This is a genomic window from Synechococcus sp. R50.1 (assembly GCF_047462115.1).
In the GTDB taxonomy this organism is placed as follows: domain Bacteria; phylum Cyanobacteriota; class Cyanobacteriia; order Thermostichales; family Thermostichaceae; genus Thermostichus.
Map to the genome: position 1 here is coordinate 1 of NZ_JANSIN010000048.1, position 19191 is coordinate 19191.

Annotated in this window: 13 protein-coding genes and 1 pseudogene; 7 read left to right on the forward strand and 7 right to left on the reverse strand. The window is 58.1% G+C overall.

Annotated features, from left to right (window positions below; genetic code table 11):
• From NW870_RS10790 to NW870_RS10800, 3 genes are all read right to left on the reverse strand, one after another.
• Positions 1 to 1851 (reverse strand): DUF4347 domain-containing protein (locus tag NW870_RS10790; protein WP_414375271.1); only part of this gene is annotated, 1851 nt, incomplete at its 3' end.
• Positions 1852 to 1933: 82 nt separating this feature from the next.
• Positions 1934 to 2590, reverse strand: a complete 657-nt coding sequence (locus NW870_RS10795; protein ID WP_414375272.1) for a hypothetical protein — start codon at positions 2588 to 2590, stop codon at positions 1934 to 1936.
• A gap of 376 nt (positions 2591 to 2966) precedes the next feature.
• A complete protein-coding gene (locus NW870_RS10800; protein WP_414375273.1) occupies positions 2967 to 4037 on the reverse strand; it encodes a vWA domain-containing protein in 1071 nt (356 codons plus the stop codon).
• A 448-nt stretch (positions 4038 to 4485) separates the two neighbouring features.
• Here NW870_RS10800 and NW870_RS10805 point away from each other — a divergent pair, with 448 nt between their 5' ends.
• Both NW870_RS10805 and NW870_RS10810 read left to right on the forward strand, forming a co-directional pair.
• Positions 4486 to 5157, forward strand: coding sequence for a hypothetical protein (locus NW870_RS10805; RefSeq protein WP_414375275.1), 672 nt, complete (start codon positions 4486 to 4488; stop codon positions 5155 to 5157).
• Between the two features lie 39 nt (positions 5158 to 5196).
• The gene (locus tag NW870_RS10810; protein WP_414375276.1) at positions 5197 to 6432 is read left to right on the forward strand and encodes an RNA-guided endonuclease InsQ/TnpB family protein; all 1236 of its coding nucleotides are present in this window, start codon (positions 5197 to 5199) and stop codon (positions 6430 to 6432) included.
• Positions 6433 to 6550: 118 nt separating this feature from the next.
• On the opposite strand, the gene tyrS is transcribed toward NW870_RS10810, so the two are convergent.
• Positions 6551 to 7747, reverse strand: coding sequence for a tyrosine--tRNA ligase (gene tyrS, locus NW870_RS10815; protein ID WP_414375285.1), 1197 nt, complete (start codon positions 7745 to 7747; stop codon positions 6551 to 6553).
• 247 nt (positions 7748 to 7994) lie between these two features.
• Here tyrS and NW870_RS10820 point away from each other — a divergent pair, with 247 nt between their 5' ends.
• The 3 genes from NW870_RS10820 (at position 7995) to NW870_RS10830 (ending at position 11210) form a co-directional block, all read left to right on the forward strand.
• Complete coding sequence (locus NW870_RS10820; RefSeq protein ID WP_414375278.1) at positions 7995 to 9977, forward strand: transglycosylase domain-containing protein; 1983 nt, start codon at positions 7995 to 7997, stop codon at positions 9975 to 9977.
• A 9-nt stretch (positions 9978 to 9986) separates the two neighbouring features.
• Entirely contained in the window at positions 9987 to 10346 is a 360-nt protein-coding gene (locus tag NW870_RS10825; RefSeq protein ID WP_414375280.1) for a hypothetical protein, read from the forward strand.
• A gap of 264 nt (positions 10347 to 10610) precedes the next feature.
• Positions 10611 to 11210: a superoxide dismutase gene (locus tag NW870_RS10830; protein ID WP_414375281.1), complete on the forward strand. Its 600-nt coding sequence runs from the start codon at positions 10611 to 10613 to the stop codon at positions 11208 to 11210.
• 97 nt (positions 11211 to 11307) lie between these two features.
• Here NW870_RS10830 and NW870_RS10835 read toward each other — a convergent pair whose 3' ends face one another.
• Positions 11308 to 12951 carry a serine/threonine protein kinase gene (locus NW870_RS10835; protein ID WP_414375282.1) on the reverse strand — a complete coding sequence of 548 codons (1644 nt, stop codon included), beginning with the start codon at positions 12949 to 12951 and terminating at the stop codon, positions 11308 to 11310.
• A 277-nt stretch (positions 12952 to 13228) separates the two neighbouring features.
• Here NW870_RS10835 and NW870_RS10840 point away from each other — a divergent pair, with 277 nt between their 5' ends.
• A complete protein-coding gene (locus tag NW870_RS10840) occupies positions 13229 to 15313 on the forward strand; it encodes a cation:proton antiporter (protein ID WP_414375283.1) in 2085 nt (694 codons plus the stop codon).
• 173 nt (positions 15314 to 15486) lie between these two features.
• Positions 15487 to 17679 carry a glycine--tRNA ligase subunit beta gene (gene glyS / locus NW870_RS10845; RefSeq protein WP_414375284.1) on the forward strand — a complete coding sequence of 731 codons (2193 nt, stop codon included), beginning with the start codon at positions 15487 to 15489 and terminating at the stop codon, positions 17677 to 17679.
• Positions 17680 to 17987: 308 nt separating this feature from the next.
• Here the strand turns inward: glyS and NW870_RS10850 are convergent, their stop codons facing one another.
• Entirely contained in the window at positions 17988 to 18911 is a 924-nt protein-coding gene (locus NW870_RS10850) for a fructosamine kinase family protein (protein WP_414356882.1), read from the reverse strand.
• Positions 18912 to 18948: 37 nt separating this feature from the next.
• Positions 18949 to 19191, reverse strand: a pseudogene (locus NW870_RS10855) (hypothetical protein); the annotation flags it as partial.

Consider the following 19191-nt stretch of genomic DNA (forward strand, 5'->3'; position numbering starts at 1 on the left):
CGTCTTGTGCGTTGGTGTCGGTGCGGGGGTGGGTGGGGGGGTGGGGGTTGGGGTGGGTCTGGGCGTCGGCGTTGGCGTCGGGGTAGGGGCAGGAGTGACTGTAATAGTGATGGTTGCTTGGTTAGAAATTAACCCTTTCTCGTCCTCTACTGTGTACTTGATTGGAGTTGTATTACCTGTGAAACCTGGATCCGGAGTAAAAGTGACTTCCCCAGTGGATTTGTTAACGGTATATGTGCCTTCCCCAGGAACTGTCAGGGTGTCTTGCTGTCCAGGAGTGGACGGGTCTAGGTCGATAGTAGCGGGATCCAAGTCAAAAGCGTAGGCTGTGTCATTGGACAGCACATTGATGGTGACCGATGTATTGGCTGGGGTGGTGGCAGTGTCATCCTTAGCAACGGGGTTGTAAGCAACAATGCCCCCTCCTGCCGTCATGTCCCAACCGCCAGGGGTGCTACCTGTGTTCGTCGGAAACTTTGAATATTGATTGATAGGTACCGTTACATCATTCCCGATTACCGAGTATCCATAGAATGTTTGATTAGGAGATATCCCTAGATCCTGATAACTTACAAAAACTCCTGCCAACTTTTGGTTGGTTGGAGAAGCCACTATGTTTTTATCCAGGTCTTTATTTCCACATTGGTCAGAGTGAACGTTCGTCTTAGCTATCAATGTCCCTCCTACCCAGATACCAGCACCAACTCCAACAACAGGGTTATAGGCATATTGTTCAGGATCGGAATCATCAAGTTTTGTAATAGCAGCAATCTTAAAAGGATCGTTTCCGCCTCTGTCTAGGAGTAAGAAGCCAATCTTATCAAGACCCATGCTCGGAGCGGTTATGCCATTTGGGGTAATGAAATCAACTCTTTCTATGTTGTTAAAAGCCTTGGTACCACCATCAGGAAAGTTTACAAAAATGTTATCTGCACCTGCTTTGATAAATTTATTCACAGGATCAATTAAAAGAGCATCCTCCATGGCTGCAATTCCCAAGCCACTGGGAATGTATGAGCTCTCAACCCAGACTACGTTGCAGGTGCCCTTCGCATTTTTGTTATCAACCCGCCTCAGAACAACTTGCTCGGTTGCACCAATGAGAGACAGCTTTTGACCACTGACATCAATATCTATAAGCTTGAAGCTGGCATCTAAGGTGGGCTTGGCTCCTACCTGCAGTGTGTGCGGATAGCTGTGATCAATTACTCCTTCGACCACAATCGTGGGAGCGGTAACGCTGCCAGCCGCGGCTTCTAAAATCCAATCTGCTCCGGCTTTGGCATAGCCTGTGAGGTTGGTAGAAGCAGCAATATCAGCTCCTGTCAGGCGGGCTATTTGCTCTATGAAAAGTCTGCCCTCCAGCCCTGCCGCCACCTCGCAGCCATAGATTAAAATGTCCGCATCGTCCGCAAGGCTAGATTTCCACTTTGCCAGTAGGTCCGCGTACTCGGGCAAGTTTTCTCGGTTAAGAACTCTTCTGCCCAAGGAGAGTGAGCCTGCCTGCCCGTGAGACAGGATGTGCAGGGTTTTGATGCCTTTTCGTCCTCGCAGTGTCTCTGTGATCTGCTCAATCCCATCTTTATTGGGATCCAGAAAAACAACTTCCGCTCCAGGACGAATGCCTGCCAGCAAGATCGCCAAGTCCGGCAAGGCTTGATCGATAAAGACCAGCTCATCCTGCTTGGGGTGTTGTAGAGACGTTTCCCTAGACGCAGAGAAGCTAGCTTGCTCTACCCCCAAGAGAACCATTAGCAGGGCTGTGGAAACGGTGCCCAAGCTGCGACTAAAAAAGCAAAGCAATCTTTCCAGTTGACCAGGACGAAATGAAGACGGTTTTGAGGTCAGCATTCAACACTCCTCGGCTCTCTCAGCGCGTTCTCTTGAAACACAAAATCAGCTCACATCAAACTTGACTAAAACGAGTCAACCATCAGTTATCTACCCTCACCGAAACCGTGTTGCTAAAGAGCAACGAGCCCGATGCTGAACGAACAACAGCTCTGTTGGTGATGATGGTGGGAAGAGCGGGAGTTTCAGGAGCAGGCACCCCTGTGGGCGGAGCAGTTGGAAGCTCTATCGGTGGGGTGGGTCGAGGTGTCGGAAAGTCCGTCGGTGCAGGAGGTAGGGGTATGGGAATGCGGAGGCGGCAGGGCTGATCCGATTGATTACCTTCTGGGGCATAGCAAACGCGAATGAGATCCTCCACAAAGCGGAGCTGATTAAGACTAAGTTGATCCGCTTGTCGAATGATGTCAGTGATGATCTCCTCCAAGTTTCGCGCTGTTCTGGAAAGAGGTACGCTGACAAACAGAATATTCTCCAGATCCCTAACTTCGGGGGGAGCTAAGTTGGAGAAAGGTACTCTATCCCGCTCCCGCAGCAAGATGCGATAAAGGGCTTCACTCCAAGGGGAAACATCCACGGCTGCGCTGAAAATAAATCCCCGCAGGGGTGTAGGCTGGCCGGACTGACGCCCTTGGCCCAGGAGATTGGACTGAACCGATACCAATTTCCCCGGCGGCTGAGTAATCGATCCGGAAAAGGGGATGGTGAACCGCAAGTTGCCCTCCAAGGCAGTGGTTGACAAGGCAGGCAACAAAATGTCCCCTCTTGAGCTTAGGTTGAACAACTCAACCTTATTGCCTCTTGAAAAGAGCGGCCCTCCCGAACAAAGGGCGGCTGTTGAGCCTGAAGGGCAAAGCTGAGCAAAGGGATCAACCACCAATCCCAAAATGGCAGAGGTAGAGCCAGAGCCGGGATCCCTTGGCGGCGACCCCACGGTCGAGGGGCTGCTGGAGGTACCACCACCGCAACCTTTCAGGAAAACCGTTAGGGAACCTGTAAGCACTGCCGCCAGGACAAGCGCAGCCGGTTGCCAAAATCTTCTGGGTATACCGAGTCGTCGAAACATTTGCTTATCGCCTCGCTCTCGATTAGGGATGTTGTCAGCCTGCGGAATGACTCTAGCGGGATCCCACCGTGAGAACAGCGTCGCTGAATGGCGCCACAAAACGGCTGCCTTCTCTCTCAACTCTCAGCTCGCCACTGAGAAGATAAGAACCAGCAGATAGCGGAACATTGCTTTGCACCCTCACCTGCAGGCGGTGCTCCCCAATAGCAGCAGGGAATAAGTTGGCAAAGGGAGCTTCCAGCCCTTCAGAAAACCGTGCCAGCACAAAAGTCCCCTCAGTAGCTGCAGCCAGGCGCTGTAACTCCAGAAGATTCAAATCGACCCCCAACCCAACCACATACACGGTGAGTTTTTGTCCTCGCTCTCTGGCCAAAGTTGTCAGCTCCTGAGTAGCTTGGTTGATGGAGCGGGTGCTTTCGTTGTCAATCCCATCGGTGAATACCACCAAGCGGCGGTTGAAACGCTCGGTGGGCCGAAAGTCGCTCAAGAAACGCCCGGCTTCTACCGTGGCATCGTAAAGGGCGGTGTTCCCTCCGGGAACAGCACGCAAAACCCCTCGTCTCAGCAGCTCTTTGTCGCTGGTGAAGTCTTGCAACAGCTGAGCCGTGCGCAGAGGCTGCCCCAGGGCTGTAACGCCAAAGCCTGCTCCCCGGTTGTCAAAGCGCAGAATGGCGCCCAGATCCAGGGGTGCAGGGCGAAATTGATCCAGGAGCTGAAAAACAGCCAGGAAGCGCCGAGATTGGGGATCCAAAACCAGCAAGCTGCCTGAGCCATCCATCAGCACTGCCATGAGCAAAGGCCGCTGAGCCAGATCCGGCGGGGGGTTCTCGATCCGGGTGGGTGTCAGGGTCAAGGCTACCGGCTGTGGGATCCCTAGCAAGTCGGTTACCCGGTTCACCTGCAGGCTGACCTGACTGGCAGAGAGCTGGGTTACCGGTTGGGGCGGATCCCCGCCTTGCAGGAGGGCGATGTTGAACTCCATTTCCCCTTGTGTGTCAGAAAAGGAGCGGGTCAGAGCCCCATTGAATGTCAGGCGAGCTTGGGATCCCACAGCAGACGGATCAATGCCTGTACCGCCGGAAGAACCGCCGGAAGAGCCACAGCCGACAAGGCAGCTTCCCACGAGCACCAGAAGAAGCAGCCAACCAGCTTTTTGGCTTTTTACTTGACCGGGCTGTATTTTTACGGTCATTGCAGCTGCCAGTGCGAGCATAGTGGGGTGGCGTGAAAGTACGGAGTTACAATACCACACAGTAATTCCGAAAGCTACTGTAGCGCTTGGTGTAGGCGTAAAGATTTTTACTCCAGTTAGAGGATCTCGAGTTCATCTTTTTTTCACAATGCGAGCACAGCGGGTCTCAGCTTTGAGCCTAGTAGGGCGGCTAAAGCCTGTCTGCTCCGAGAATTGCTTCGAGATAAAGACCCCTTTGTTTTGCCACTTGTGGCAAGCGTTCTCGCTGACCAATTGTCAAATAAGCCGGCGCTCTCCTCCGTGGCCTATAGTTCATAGCAGCTCATCAGTGCAGGTGTAAGCTCTAAAAGGATCCCCTGGGTGAGGAGGAGAACTGAACATGGCGGCAAAGCAACTCAAGTTCTATTGGAGCCCCCAACACCAGCTCTTTAGCTGCGATGGCGCCAAGTTGGAGGGGCACGGCTACATCCAAACCAACCCCTCCCATGACCTGGTTCACCTGCTCATTGCCGCCAACGGCAACATGCCCTGGCAGCCGGTGGAAAGCCGCGAGCAAACCTGCTTTGCCGAGTACAACGCGGTAATGCTGGAGCACCTGTTGGTCAACTGCTTCAACGCAGCGGTGCTGGGATCCCTGCCTGCCCAGCAGATCATCCCAGAGGCGCGGAAGTTCTTGCGGTGGTTTGTTTCAGAACATTACGCCCCTTTTCCGGTGTCTGAAGAAGAGGCTTTTCGTCGCTTTGCTGCGCACCTGGATATTGAGCGCATTGTGCGTTTGTTCCCCTATTTTTACAGTCTGCGGGCTTGGGAATGCTTCAGCCTCGATTACCGCGCCGAGACCTACGACCTGGAGTTCACCTCCGAGGATGATCCCGTTCGAGAGGCCCCGGAATGGGCGGCGGATCCCAACATTTTGGAGACTCAGGAGCTGGTGCGGCAAAAGCTCTCTGAGGCAGTAGCCGAGGCGGGCTCGATCCGGCCCAAACCGGAGCCCGTTTTCCCGCCAACTTCGTCAGCTAGAAATCGCAGGAGCCCCGCACTGTACCCGTAGGGTCAGTGCCGGGAGGAATGCGGAAGTCACAATAGAACCATGACCCAAGTCCTGACCGTCTCCTGCAAGCTCAAGGTGTCCCAGTCGCAAGCCGCCAAATTGGACGCGACTTTGGAGGCTTTTGGCCAAGCCTTGAATTGGGTCAACCAGAACACGCCGGAGAAAGTCGCCAACGCCGTTAAGCTCCAGTCTCTGTGCTACCGCGAAATCCGTGCCCGGTTCGGCTTATCCAGTAACTTGGCAAGGACTACGTCCCGCTTACGCGACCAGCAGGTCTGCAGGCGGCTGGCCGGCGCCCGTAAAGTTGCCCAACAGAAAAACCGCCCCGTCAAAGCGTTCAAGAGAGGCTTTGCGACCTACGATGCCCGTATCTTTTCGTTCCGCGAGAAAGACTGGACGGTGTCGCTGACCACGGTTGGGGGTCGAGAGCGCTTTGAGCTGGCGATTGGCCGCTACCAGAGAGAACGGCTGGCGGGCTCCAATCCCAAATCGGCCACTCTGGTCAAGCGTAAAGACGGCTCCTACTCTATTCAGATCTGTGTGGAAACGGAGCCATCCCCACCGCAACGCACGGGTAGAGTGCTGGGGGTGGACTTGGGAAGGACAGATATTGCCCATACGTCAGAAGGGGATAACTGGAATGGGCAGCAGTTGAACCGAATCCGAGACCACTACTCCAAGCTGAGGGCGGCACTCCAACGCAAAGCCAGTAAGGGCACACGCAGTTCGCGGCGCAGATGCCGTCAACTGCTGCAACGGCTGTCTGGCAAGGAGAGACGCTTTCAAACGTGGGTCAATCATCGCATCTCCAAAGCTATTGTCTCCAGGGCAAAAGCTACCAACAGCGCTATCGCCCTGGAAGACCTGACAGGGATCCGGAAAAGAGTCAATCAACAGCCGCGCAGCAAAGCCGAACGGCGCAGGGCCAACAGTTGGGCGTTCTACCAACTACGTCAATTTCTGGAATACAAGGCGAGGGCTGCAGGGGTTTCTCTGATTCTTGTGCCGCCTGCTTACACGTCGCAGACCTGTCACAAGTGTTTACACATCCATCCCGATCCTGCGCAATCCTATCGCAGTGGCAAGTCGTTCAAGTGTGGGCACTGTGGATGGGAAGGGGATGCGGATTTGAATGGTGCGAATGTGATTGCGCTTTTGGGGGCTGTCGTAAACCAGCCTAGAGGTTCGGGCCTGTTTTGTTCTCTAGTAGAGCAGGGCAGGCTCAGGGCTACTGAAAGCCCGCTCCGTACCGCTTTAGCGGTCGGAGTCGGGTAGTTTACCTTCTCCTCTGTCCGATCCCCCAGCCAAGACCAGGCAGAAAAAAACCGGACTCGGCTTCAAGCCTGCCCGTTGATGGATCCCCTCACCCCTTTCCCACAGGGAGAGGGGAAGACTAATCTGCGCCTTTCACTAGCCGACGAAAGGCCTTTTTGCCCACCTGCAAAATCCGCCCGGCCAGCTCCGAGGCATGGGCAAACTCCAGGTCGGGATCCTCCACCTTTTGCCCATCCAGCCGCACGGCGCCCCCTTGAATCTGCCGACGGGCCTCGGCGGCACTCTTGCACAGGCCACACTCACGCAGGATGTAGCTGAGTTTAACAGGGTAAGACAACCCATCGATGGCAAAGGTGGGGATGGATCCCGTTTCGGCAAGAATACCGTCTAGCACCAAAGCTTGAGCGGTGCGCTGGGCCTCTTCTGCCGCTGCAGGGGAGTGAAACTGGGCCACTAGGGTCTTGGCTAGGAGGATCTGCCGCTGGCGGGGATCCTGCGGCAGCTCGGCAAGGGGCACTGAGGTGAGCAACTCAAAGTAGCGCTCCACCAGGTGATCCGGCACCTTCTCCAGCTTGGAGTACATGGTGAGGGGATCCTCAGTCAGCCCCACGTAGTTGTTTTTGGACTTGGACATTTTCTGGTACCCGTCCAACCCCTCCAAAAGCGGCACCGTCACGCAGAACTGCGGCGCTTGGCCCTTCCAAATTTGCAGATCCCGACCGGTGAGCAGGTTAAAGCGCTGGTCGGTTCCCCCCAGTTCTACGTCGGCTGCCAGAGCCACCGAGTCGTAGCCCTGCAGGAGGGGATAGAGAAATTCGTGCAGATAAATTGGCGTTCCAGCTCGGTAGCGCTGGGCAAAGTCTTCTTTGGCCAGCATCTGCCCCACCGTCATCTGGGCCTGGAGTTCGATCAGCTCGCTGAGAGTCAGGTGGGCCAGCCACTCGCTGTTGCGGCGCACCTCCAGCCGGCCAGGGGTCTCAAAATCCAAGATCTTGCCGGCCTGCTCCAAGTAGGTGCGGGCGTTTTCCTCCACTTCTGCTGGGGTGAGGCGGGGACGGGCCTGCGATTGGCCGGTGGGATCCCCGACCAGCGCCGTGAAGTCCCCGATGAGCAAAATGGCCACATGGCCCGCATCCTGAAACTGGCGCAACTTGCGCAACACCACTGAATGGCCCAGGTGTAGATCCGGTCGGGTGGGATCGATGCCCAGCTTCACCCGCAGGGGACGATCCGCTTGCGCCAAGCGCTCCGCCAGGGCAGCAGCTCCTCCTGGAAAGATCTCGGCCACCCCCCGCTCAACAATTTGGGCTATCAACGGATCCCGGTACGTTGGCGAAACTGAGGCTGACGATAAACTCAAATCCTGCTCCTCCGGCTGAACCCATGAGCCATTTTAAGCCCACGCAAAAGATGCTCGATTCTCAACTCAAGATCTTCTCCCCCTAGCCCGGTTGGAGTTGTCGATGGGCAGGGTTGGCCATCCTGCTGCCCCAATAGACGCCGCCCTATAATGGGTCTGGCTTGTTGTTGCTTTGCAACACGGACGTGACAGGGTTTTTGACGTGACCTACGGTCGCAGACCATTGGCCCGCCGGGCGAGAAAGCCGGGGTTGGAGCGTGTCTCCAATTCCCCTTTTTCCGGATCGGGGTTTGACGAGCATGCCGACTATACCCCACCCACCCGCCCCTCCCGGATTGCCCAGGTTGCCGGTGTGGTGGGCAATCTGTTGCTGGGATCCCTGCTCTTGGGATCCACGGCAACGGCTGCCGGATTGGTGGGGCTGGCCATTAGCTTCCGCAACTTGCCGGACGTGCATCAATTGCGGGATTACGTGCCCATTGCCACCACCCACATTGTCGATATTCGGGGCGAGCCCATTGCCAGCCTACACGGGGAGGCCAACCGGGAAGTGATCTCCCTTGAACAGGTCTCGCCGGAGATGAAAAAGGCCTTGCTGGCCATTGAAGACAGCCACTTCTACACCCATCCAGGCATTAATCCGGTCAGCTTGGGCCGGGCGATCCTAGGCAGTGTGGAGGGGGGTATAGGCTCGGCGGGGGGGGGATCCACCCTGACAATGCAGTTGGTCAAGAACCTGTTTTTGAGGCCGGAGCGTACCCTCAGCCGTAAAGTCGCCGAGATCGTGTTGGCGGTGCGCCTAGAACAGGTCTTCAGCAAAGACGAGATCCTGGAGATGTACCTCAACCAGGTGTACTGGGGGCACAATCTCTACGGCATCCAGGCGGCGGCCCGCAGCTACTTCAACAAGGATGCGTCTGAACTGAACTTGGCTGAAGCGGCGATGTTGGCTGGGATCCTGCCGGCCCCGGAAACCCTTAGCCCCTTTCGCAACCTGGAGGGAGCCAAACGGCGGCAACACCTGGTGCTGGATCGTCTGGTGGAGCTGAAGTGGATTACCCCCGAGGAAGCCCAGGCGGCGCGGGAGCAAAAGCTGACCTTAGGCCGCATTACCTCCTTTCAAAGTAACGCCCCAGCAGTTACCGACGCCATTGAGGCGGAGCTGCGGCGCCGCTATGGGGAACAAGCTCTAATGCAAGGAGGTCTGCGGGTTCAGTCCACCATCGATCTGCGTCTGCAGCGCCTTGCCCAGCGCATTGTCAATGAAGATGGCCCCCGCATTGGGGCAGCTCGTCGTGCCGATCAAATGGCTTTGGCGGCAGTGGATCCCCGTACCGGCTATGTGAAAGCCATTGTGGGCGGGATCAACGCTCAGCGGGGCCAATTTAACCGCGCCACCCAGGCGTTTCGCCAAACGGGATCCACCTTTAAGCCCTATGTGTACTACGCGGCTCTGGCCAGCGGGCGCTATTCACCCGGCAGCATTTTGGAAGATACCCCCGTCACCTATCCCGGCTCGCCGCCCTACAGCCCGAAAAACTACGACAACACCTTTTATGGCCCCCTCACCTTTGCTCGGGCTTTGGAGCTCTCCCGCAACGTGCCCACGGTCAAGTTGGCCGATGATGTTGGGATCCGCAACGTCATTGCAGCGGCTCAGGCCACGGGTATTACTGCCGAGATGTTTCCCAACTTGGCTACAGCTCTGGGCTCGGCCAGCGTCAGCCCCCTGGAGATGGCGGCCAGCTATGCGGTCTTTGCCAATGGCGGATATCGGGTGGAGCCGACCCTCTTGGCCCAGGTGGTGGATCGCAACGGCCAAATCCTCTTCGAGGCCAGGCCTCAGCCGCAGCGGGTTTTGGATCCCTGGGCGGTGGCTACGCTCAACCAAATCCTCAAAGGGGTAGTGACCCAAGGCACCGGGAGGGCGGCTCGTCTGGACGATGGGCGACCCGTGGCCGGCAAAACCGGCACCACCTCCGATTTCCGCGATGCTTGGTTCATCGGCTACGTGCCGCAACTGTCCACCGCCATTTGGATCGGCAACGACAACAACTCTCCCATGCTGCCGGGTACGGCAGGAGGCGCTTTTGTGGCCCCCACTTGGAAGCGCTTTATGACCGAGGCTCTCCAAGGGATCCCACCCCAGGACTTTCCCAGCCCGCATCAGTTCCGTCGTCCCTAGGGGGGATCCATGACCTACAGCGAAGAGCGGCTGGCGCGTATCGAGCGCACGGTGGAGGCCAATGCCCAGGCCATCGCCCAACTGACCCGACAGAACCAAGAGGTGCTGCAAACCATTGCCGGCACCGAGGAGCGCATTGCCAGGGCCGAGGAACGCATTGCCAAAGCCGAGGAGCGCATTGCCAGAGCCGAGGAGCGCCTCGAGGCCGAGGTCAAACGGTGGGACGAGCGGTTTTTCCAGCTCAGCCGCGATACCCTCAACTTCACCCGCAATGTGGTTACCATTGCCGCCATCACGGCGGTTTTGATCCCCCTGCTCAGGGATGTCGCTCCCCTGCTGATTGAGCTGCTGCGGGAGGGATCCCGTTAGCGCTTTCCAGCCGGGACGATCTCGCTTTTCCGACCGCTGGCCAACGAGTGGTTGTCGGCCATTGGGCTGAGACAGCCGCGGTTCCACCTCTCTGGGGTCGAGCCCTGTCCCAGCGGGAATCGAAATGTCCAAGGGATCCCAAAGCGTAGTGATTCTGAGTTACACTAAGACTGCAAAGAAAGGTAACGCCTTTTTCTGGTTCTCCTGACCCTTCACCGCGTTCTTTCTTGCATTCCTTGCACAAGACACAGAGGACAGACGATTATGGCTTTTGAACTCCCGGCTCTGCCCTATCCTGCCGACGCGCTGAAGCCCTACATGTCGGCAGAAACGTTTTCCTTCCACCACGGCAAGCACCACGCGGCCTACGTAGCCAACCTGAACAAGCTCATCGAGGGCACCGATCTGGCCAACAAGTCTCTGGAAGAAATCATCAAGGCCACCTTTGGGGATCCCAGCAAAGCGGGTATCTTCAACAATGCTGCCCAAGTTTGGAATCACACCTTTTTCTGGGAATCCATGAAGCCAGGCGGGGGAGGTGCGCCTACCGGGCCTATTGCCGACAAGATCAACGCCGACTTTGGCGGCTATGACAAGTTTGCAGAAGCCTTCAAGACGGCAGCCGCCACCCAATTTGGCAGCGGTTGGGCCTGGCTGGTGCTGGACAACGGCACCCTGAAGGTTACCAAAACCCCCAATGCCGAAAATCCGCTGGTTCACGGTCAAACGCCCCTGCTCACCTTGGATGTGTGGGAGCACGCCTACTACCTGGATTACCAAAACCGGCGGCCTGACTTCATCAATGCCTACCTGGAGCACTTGGTGAACTGGGATGCCGCCAATGCCCGGCTGGCTGCCGCCTGACTCTACCTGTTCTGGGATCCCTTGACGGGGGATCCCATCGAAGACTAGCCCTATGTCTCTGTTTGCGAAGGGATCCTTGGGGATCCCTTTTTTGCGCCTAGTCTTTCCCCAAGCGTTCTCGCTCCTCGCGCAACCGCTCCAGAAAGCCAGGGGTGGGAGGTTGGGTTGGAGGGGCTGCAAGGGGAGCAGAAGTTGGAGCAACCCGGTTCACTTGGGGAAACAAAGGTTGATTGATGGGCTGCGGCGGGAGAGGTTTGGCTGGGACAGGGGCTGGAGAAGGTGGAGCAGCGGGCGTGGGCACTGCAACCGGTCGGGGTGGAGGCACAGCAGGGGCTGGAGGAGGAGGTGACACCTGCTGAGTTGGAGCAGGGGGCTGAGGGGTAGAGGACACTGCCTCTGGAGTTGCCGCTGGCCTGGGTGTGGGCTCGCTTGCGGACTCACCGATTCCCAGATCTGGGGCGGGATCATCCTCAAACACCGGTTTGCCCTCCGGATCCCGCGGCAGCCAGTCCAGCAGAGGTTCAGGAGTGGCTGAGGGATCCCGCTCAGGGTGCTCTGCACCGCCGACTGGAAGGGGGCGTTCGGGGGCAGCAGGCGGTCTTTCGCTGCCTGGGCCCGGATCCAACAGCAGACGCAGGCCCCAGAAGGTGCTCCCCGCAATGACAACAAAAAGGGCTATCCCAGCCCAGAGGGGAAACGGCTTGGCCTCGGGCTCTGCCTGGGTACTGAGCAGGTGTGTGCCCGACTGCCCTGCATCCACCGCCGCCAGGGTACGCTCGGAGAAGATGGGTGCGGTTGGGGGGGGCGCGAGGGAAGAGCTGGCAGCGCTCTGGGAGTGCAGGGATCCCTCCAATTGGGCGCTGAGAACCTTCATATCTTGGGGCCGCCGGTCGGGATCTTTGGCCAGACAGGAGAGCACCACCTGTTCCAGCTCCAGCGGAATCTCATAGGGCAAATTCGAGCGATCGAAGGGCTGAGGCTGTTGGTAATTGTGGGCCTCGTACCAGCCGGGGAAAGAATCGCTCTTGGGTCGCAGAGGTTGTTGCCCGGTCAACATGCGGTAGAGCACTACGCCAAGCGAGTAGATATCCGAGCGGGCATCCAGGGCTTCCCCGCGCACCTGTTCGGGAGAGGCATAGCGCACCGTACCCAAAAAGCCGGTGGTCTGGGTGCCGAGGGCAAGGGAAACGTCGCTGAGGAGCTTGGCAATGCCGAAATCCAAGATTTTGACGGTCTCCCCCAACGTTTCATCTTTTAGGACGAAGAGGTTGCTGGGTTTGATGTCGCGATGGATCACCCCCTTGATGAGATGGCCATCCTGCTCGGTCTCTAGGTTGTGGGCGTAATAGAGACCGGCACACACTTGGCGGGCAATCCTCACCACCTGTTGAGGCGGCAGCACCGGCTGCTTGAGCATCAGCTCCCCCAAACTGCGCCCCGTCAGGTATTCCATCACCAGGTAAGGTTGGTCGTTCTCTAGGCCATAGTCCAATACCTTGACAATGGCAGGGTGCTCCCCCAGCAGCGTGCTGATGCGAATTTCCTGCTGAAAACGTTTGTGCAACTGGCGTCGGGTGTTGTCATCGCCTGCTAAGTTTTGGTGCAACAGCTTGACCGCCACCGGACGGTTGAACAGGCGCGTATCGACAGCCTTGAACACCCGCCCCATGCCACCTGCTGCAATGCTGTGAACCAGTTGATAGCGCTGGCCGATCACTTTTCCAGGAGCAAGCTGGTTCATGGGCAGCCCAAGAGCATGTACCCTCTGATTCTAATGCGTGTTTCTCGGGGGTTTCTCCCGCCTTTCTCTGGGCACTACTGCCAAGCTGTTTTCACTGCTTAATGTGTCTTAATGTGTCTGATGTACTTACTTTTGAATACTTATTAAACGCCCTGCCAGTAATTGAAGGCCGGACAAAGTCTGTGGGGCATCGAGAGCTACTTGGATCTGGAGGGATCTGATAGACTCATGCGGGCGCTTTGCCGGGTCTGTTCATTAGCTGTCTGTCGGGTGATTTATGCTGGCTAACTGGCTGCAAATTTCGGGGATCCCTCTAGCCCTGATCGGCCCTGTTGAGAATCCGGTGCTGGTGTTTTTGATCATCCTGACCATCATGCTGGTGGCTCCCTTGCTATTTGAGCGGCTGCGCCTGCCGGGGATCATCGGGTTAATCTTGGCTGGGCTGGTGGTGGGGCCCTACGGCTTGGGCATCTTGCGGCGGGACGAGACCATCATCCTGCTGGGCACGGTGGGGCTGTTGTTTCTCATGTTCATGGCGGGGCTGGAGACCAGTCTGGAAGATTTGAAGCTCAATGCCGGGAAGGCCACCATCTTCGGGGCGCTCACCTTTCTGTTGCCCATGCTCATCGGCACAGCAGCCATGTTGGCCATTGGGTATGGCTTTCTGGCGGCGGTGCTGGTGGCCTCTTGTTTTGCCTCTCACACCCTGATCGGTCTGCCCATCATCTCGAAGCTGGGGTTGATGCGCCTGCAGACGGTAACGGCAACTTTGGGGGCCACCCTTATCACGAATGTCCTGGCTTTGTTGGTGCTGGCGGTGGTGGTGCGCGCCCACCAAGGGGAGCTGTCGCTGCGCTTTTGGCTGACGTTGATCCCTTCCATTGCCCTCTACACGTTTGCCACCCTGTGGGGGGTGCCCAAGCTGGGCAGTTGGTTCTTTCAACGCTTTGGTCACGACGAGGGAGCAGAGTTTACTTTCGTGATCGCCACTTTGTTTGTGGTGGCCTACGGAGCGGGGTTGATCGGCATTGAGCCGGTGGTGGGAGCCTTTCTGGCCGGGACGGCCATTACCCCCATCATCCCCCAGCTCAGCCCCCTGATGAACCGGATCCAGTTTATCGGCAACACCCTGTTTGTGCCTTTTTTCTTGATCTCGGTGGGGATGCTGATCAATCCCGGCATTCTCTTGGGAGAGCCGCGCTCGCTGCTGGTGGGAGGGGTGATGATCGCAGCGGAGGTGGTGAGCAAGTTTCTGGCCGCTTGGATCCCGGCCCAATTGTTTGGCTGGCGCTTTGCCAGCGCTATGGTTATGTTCGGTTTGTCGATGGCTCAGGCGGCGGCTACCCTGGCGGCAATCACGGTGGCCTTTCAGGTGAAGTTGGTGGATGAGCTGACGGTGAACGGCATCATTGCCATGATCCTCGTGACCTGTGTTGCCTCGCCTTGGATTGTGGCCCGCTGGGGAGAGCAAATGCAGCCCACCGAGGTGGCCGCAGAGTCCACCGAATTGCCCAAGCCAGATTGGGGAGCTCGCGTCTTGGTGCCGGTGGCCAACCCGGATACTGAGAGGAACCTGTTACAGTTGGCTTTGATTTTGGCCAAAAAAGATGGGGGAACGCTGCTGCCGCTGCATGTTTTGTCTGACCGCGCCGGGATCTCGCCGGCAGCCCTGGCCCGGCAGGAGCAGTTGCTGACTTTCGCAGAAGCTCTGGCCCACAGCGCCGTGACCCGAGTGGAGCCGATTCGGCGGGTGGATGACTCGGTGGAAAAAGGGATCATTCGCTCGGCGGCGGAACGGCAGGCAACCTTGGTGATCCTGGGCTGGAAGGGCTACTCCACCTATGCGGAGAACTTTTTCGGCAGCATCATTGACGCGGTGGTGCGGCAGGTGGGGATCCCAGTCTTGATTACGCGGTTTCCGGTACCCATCGAGACAGCACGCCGCATCCTCTTGGTTGCACCGGAGCTGGAGGTCTCTCCCGGATCCCTACAGCAGACCATTGGGCTGGCGCAAACGCTGGCCGGCGAATTGAAAGCGGGTTTGCAGATCCTGCTGGTGCAAACCCGACCTGGGCGGGAACGCTCCCCAGCCTTGCCGGCAGAAAGCTATGCCCACTTGCCGGTTCAGCGGGTGCAGGGGGGGGTGGTGGCGGAAGCCTTCAAAGCGCTGCAGCCAGGAGATGTGTTGGTATTGGTTCCCAGCGAAACCGGCAACCGGTCGCGTCTGGGCCGAGAGCCGGAGACCATCGCCCGCAACCGACCCAGCCTTCCCATCATCGTGGTGCATTTGCCACGGGACTCGGCCTATCCCTTGCGCCAAGGAGAGGGGGCTCTTGCCGCTACAGAGTCAACTTGGCAGTGATGGCTTTGGAGTGTTGTCTGGCGGATTTGAGCTCTTGTCTCAACTCCGCCCCAGCTCCCCTGGTAAACTGGGATACCCCGGCTTCGGAACCATCGTGAGCCAGAAGGGAGGCCCAGAGCCATAGACTATGTTGATTGAGGAAGTGGGGATGGTACCCTACGGAGCACAGGAGTATGGTTGCCTATTTGCTGGAAGTCGGCTGTGAGGAACTCCCAGCCAGTTTTGTGGATTCGGCCCTAGAGCAGTGGCGAACCGGGATCCCGGCCTCTTTGGCGGAGGCCCATTTGCAAGCGGAGCAGATGCAGCTTTTCGGTACGCCGCGCCGCCTGGCGGTTCTGTTGCAGGGGTTGCCCACCCAGCAGCCGGATCGCACCCTAGAGGTGAAGGGGCCGCCGGTTCAGGTCGCCTACCAAGATGGCCAGCTCACCCCTGCCGGGGAAAAATTTGCCCAAAAACAAGGGGTGGATCCCGGCAGCCTGGAAATCCGGCAAGTGGGCAAGGGATCCTTTGTGTTTGCGGTGCAGCGGGTGCGGGGCCGACCGACGGCAGCCGTGCTCCAAGAATTGGCACCCGCCTGGATTACCAACTTGAGTGGGGAACGGCTGATGCGCTGGGCCTGCGGGGATCTGAAGTTTCCGCGCCCCATTCGCTGGCTGGTTTCCCTTTGGGATGATCAGGTGCTGCCTTTGCTGCTGCCGACCCACGAGGGCAATACCATGCCGGGCTTGGTGGCCGGGCGGGTTAGCCGGGGGCACCGCGTTTTGGGATCCCAGCAGGTCACTCTGGAGCGGGCCGAGAGCTACGTTCAGCAAATGCAAGAGGCCGGGGTCAGCCCCGATCCGGCAGTGCGGGAAGCGTACATTCAGGCCGAGGTAACCAAGCTGGCCAGGCAGGTGAATGGGGAAGCGCAGATCCCTGCCCCTCTGCTGCGGGAGGTGGTGCAGTTGGTGGAGTGGCCGACGGCGGTTTTGGGGCGTTTTGAGCCGGAATTTTTGCGCCTGCCGCCGGCGGTGATCGAGACGGTGATGATCATCCACCAACGCTATTTCCCGGTACGGGATGGCCGGGATCCCCAGAAATTGCTGCCCTATTTCATCACCATTTCCAATGGCGACCCTGGGCAATCGGAGCGGATCGGGGCAGGCAACAGCCGGGTGGTACGGGCGCGCCTGTCGGATGCCCGCTTTTTCTACGAAGAGGATCGGCGGATCCCTTTGGCGGAGCGGGTGGAGCGCCTACAGGCAGTCGCCTTTGCTGAGGGGCTGGGATCCATGCGGGACAAGGTGGAGCGCATCCGCCACATCAGCCGCCTCATTGCTGCTGCCTTGAACTTGGATGCCCAGGAACAAGCGCTGGTGGAGCGCACCGCCCAACTGTGCAAAGCGGATCTAGTTACCCAAATGGTGTACGAATTCCCCGAGCTGCAGGGGATCATGGGGGCCGACTACGCTCGGCAGGATGGGGAACCGGAGGCGGTAGCCGAGGGGATTGAGCAACACTACTGGCCTTTGGGAGCGGGGGACGCTTTGCCCACAGCACTGACGGGGCGGGTGGTGGGCTGGGCAGATCGCCTGGATACCTTGGTGGGCATGTTTCGCTTGGGGCGGATCCCCACCGGCTCCTCGGATCGCTTTGCCCTGCGGCGGGCCGCCAACAGCCTGGTGCTGGTTGCCTGGGATGCCGGCTGGACTTTTGACTTCAACTTGCTGTTGCAGAGCGTGGTGCAGGACTATGCCTTTGGCGATGTCCACACCTTGCGAGCCTTGCAGGAGTTTTTGGCCCAACGGATACAGACCCTTTTGCAGGAGGAAAAACGGATTGATTACGACTTGGTCAGGGCTGTGGTGGGGGATCCCGAGTCGGTCAAAGCGGAGGATCCCCAGAAGGCCGAGCTCACCATGCGGGCCCTGGGCAACCTGCCCTTGACTTTGCTGCGGGCGGAGTACCTGCAACACCTGCGGGCCACCGGGGAATTGGCGGATCTCTATCCCACCCTCAATCGCTGCGCCCGCCTGGCAGCCCAAGGGGACTTGGACTACGCCGTGGTGGATCCGGCAGCCGCCGTGGATCCCGGTCAGTTGCAGGAGGCGGCAGAAAGGGAGTTGTACGAGGCTTGCCAGAAAATCTATCGTCTGGGGGTGGAGCCGGCCTTACGGGGAGATTTTGTTCCCTTGGTGGAAGCTCTGCAAGCGGCAGCCCCTCAGGTAGCCCAGTTTTTTGAAGCCGTTCTGGTGATGGATCCGGATCCTGTGCGACGGGCCAGCCGGCTCAATTTGCTGGGAGTATTGCGCAACCAGTCGCGCCTGTTGGGGGACATGGGGGCTGTGGTCATGGCAGGGGAATCCTCGCCGGAGAAGACCCCCTAGCCGTTTCAGATCAGTTTACTTCGAGACAGATCCCCCTCACCCCCAGCTTCTCTCCCAGAGAGAGCTACCCCCCAAGGACTCTGTCCCACTGGCGCGAACGGCTTGGGAATGGACATATCGTCATTTCCACTCAAACTCAGAACACTGTGCCCACACCTAAACCGTTGGTCGCGTCTTCGCGTCAGCGTTGCGGAGCAATAGCGTTGCGGAGCAATAATGCAGGGGGTTAGAAGGTTTTTCAAGGACTCCGTCCCGCTGGCGCGATCAGTAGCCCAGGCGTCTCATCTTAACCTGAACAACCATACGATTTATCCAAGAAATTGCAAACACTGCTGCAAAGCCCGCTGCACCGAGCCTAGGTAGCCCTCTCCAAACAGGTTGAGATGGTTGAGCCAGTGGTAGAGCTGGTAGAGGGGCTTGCGGTGAGGATATCCCTTATCCAAAGGATAGGTCTGCTGATAAGCCCGATAGAACTCCGGCGGAAAGCCGCCAAACAGTTCTGTCATCGCCAGATCCGTCTCTCGATCCCCGTAGTAGGTGGCCGGATCGAAAATCACCGGGGATCCATCGGCCAAGGCCCCGTAGTTGCCGCCCCACAGATCTCCATGCAACAGAGCGGGTTCTGGCCTGTAGTCCTGAAAAAAGGCTTCCAGCTCCGCCATTACCCGTTCGGCTTGGGCCACCCACGTGCCGCGATACCCCTGTTGGCAAGCCAATTTCACCTGGTAGAGCAGCCGCTGTTCCCGATAAAAATCCGGCCAATTCTGCCGCCAACTGTTGATCTGAGGCGTAGAGCCGATGGTGTTGTCGCGCTCCCAACCGTAGCTGCCGTTGGGGGATAGGGTGCGGTGCAACTGGGCCAACTGGGATCCCAACAAACCCGCAGTGTGCGGACGGGGCGAGGTTAGCTCCAGGTATTCCAGCACCAAGTAGGCCTGCTCTCCTACGGATCCCCAGACAATGGGCTGAGGTACGCGAATGGCCTGGGCAGCCGCCAGGGTTCGCAAGCCCGCAGCTTCCGCTGCAAACATCTCCAGCGCTCTTTCTCCCCCACGGGCCAATTTGACAAAGTAGTCTCTTGCCCCTTCTGCAAGAGGGTTTTGGGAAGCGCAAGAAAACCGATAGGTGGCGTTGATGCTGCCCCCGCCCACAGAACGATACTGCAGGGGCCGTAAGGGATCCCCTGTCGCTTCCGCAAGGTGCTGGGCGATGGTTTGCCAAAGAGTTTGCATCAGCAGCCAAAGTCAATTGTCGGAGAAAAACAGGTACTTAATCAGACATCAGACCTGTAAGCACACCACCCACTAGGGTAATAATTGCCCCTCGGCTGATGAACTCCTGGTTGTCCAAGCGCTTGCCAATCCCGTCCATCTTCTCGCTCAGTTTGCCTTCCATCCCGTTGATCCTTTCGTTCAACTGGGCCTCAATGCCATCAATTTTCTCGGTGAGCTTGACCTCGACGCTGTTAATCCTTTCGTTCAGCTTGGCCTCAACGCCATCGATTTTCTCGGT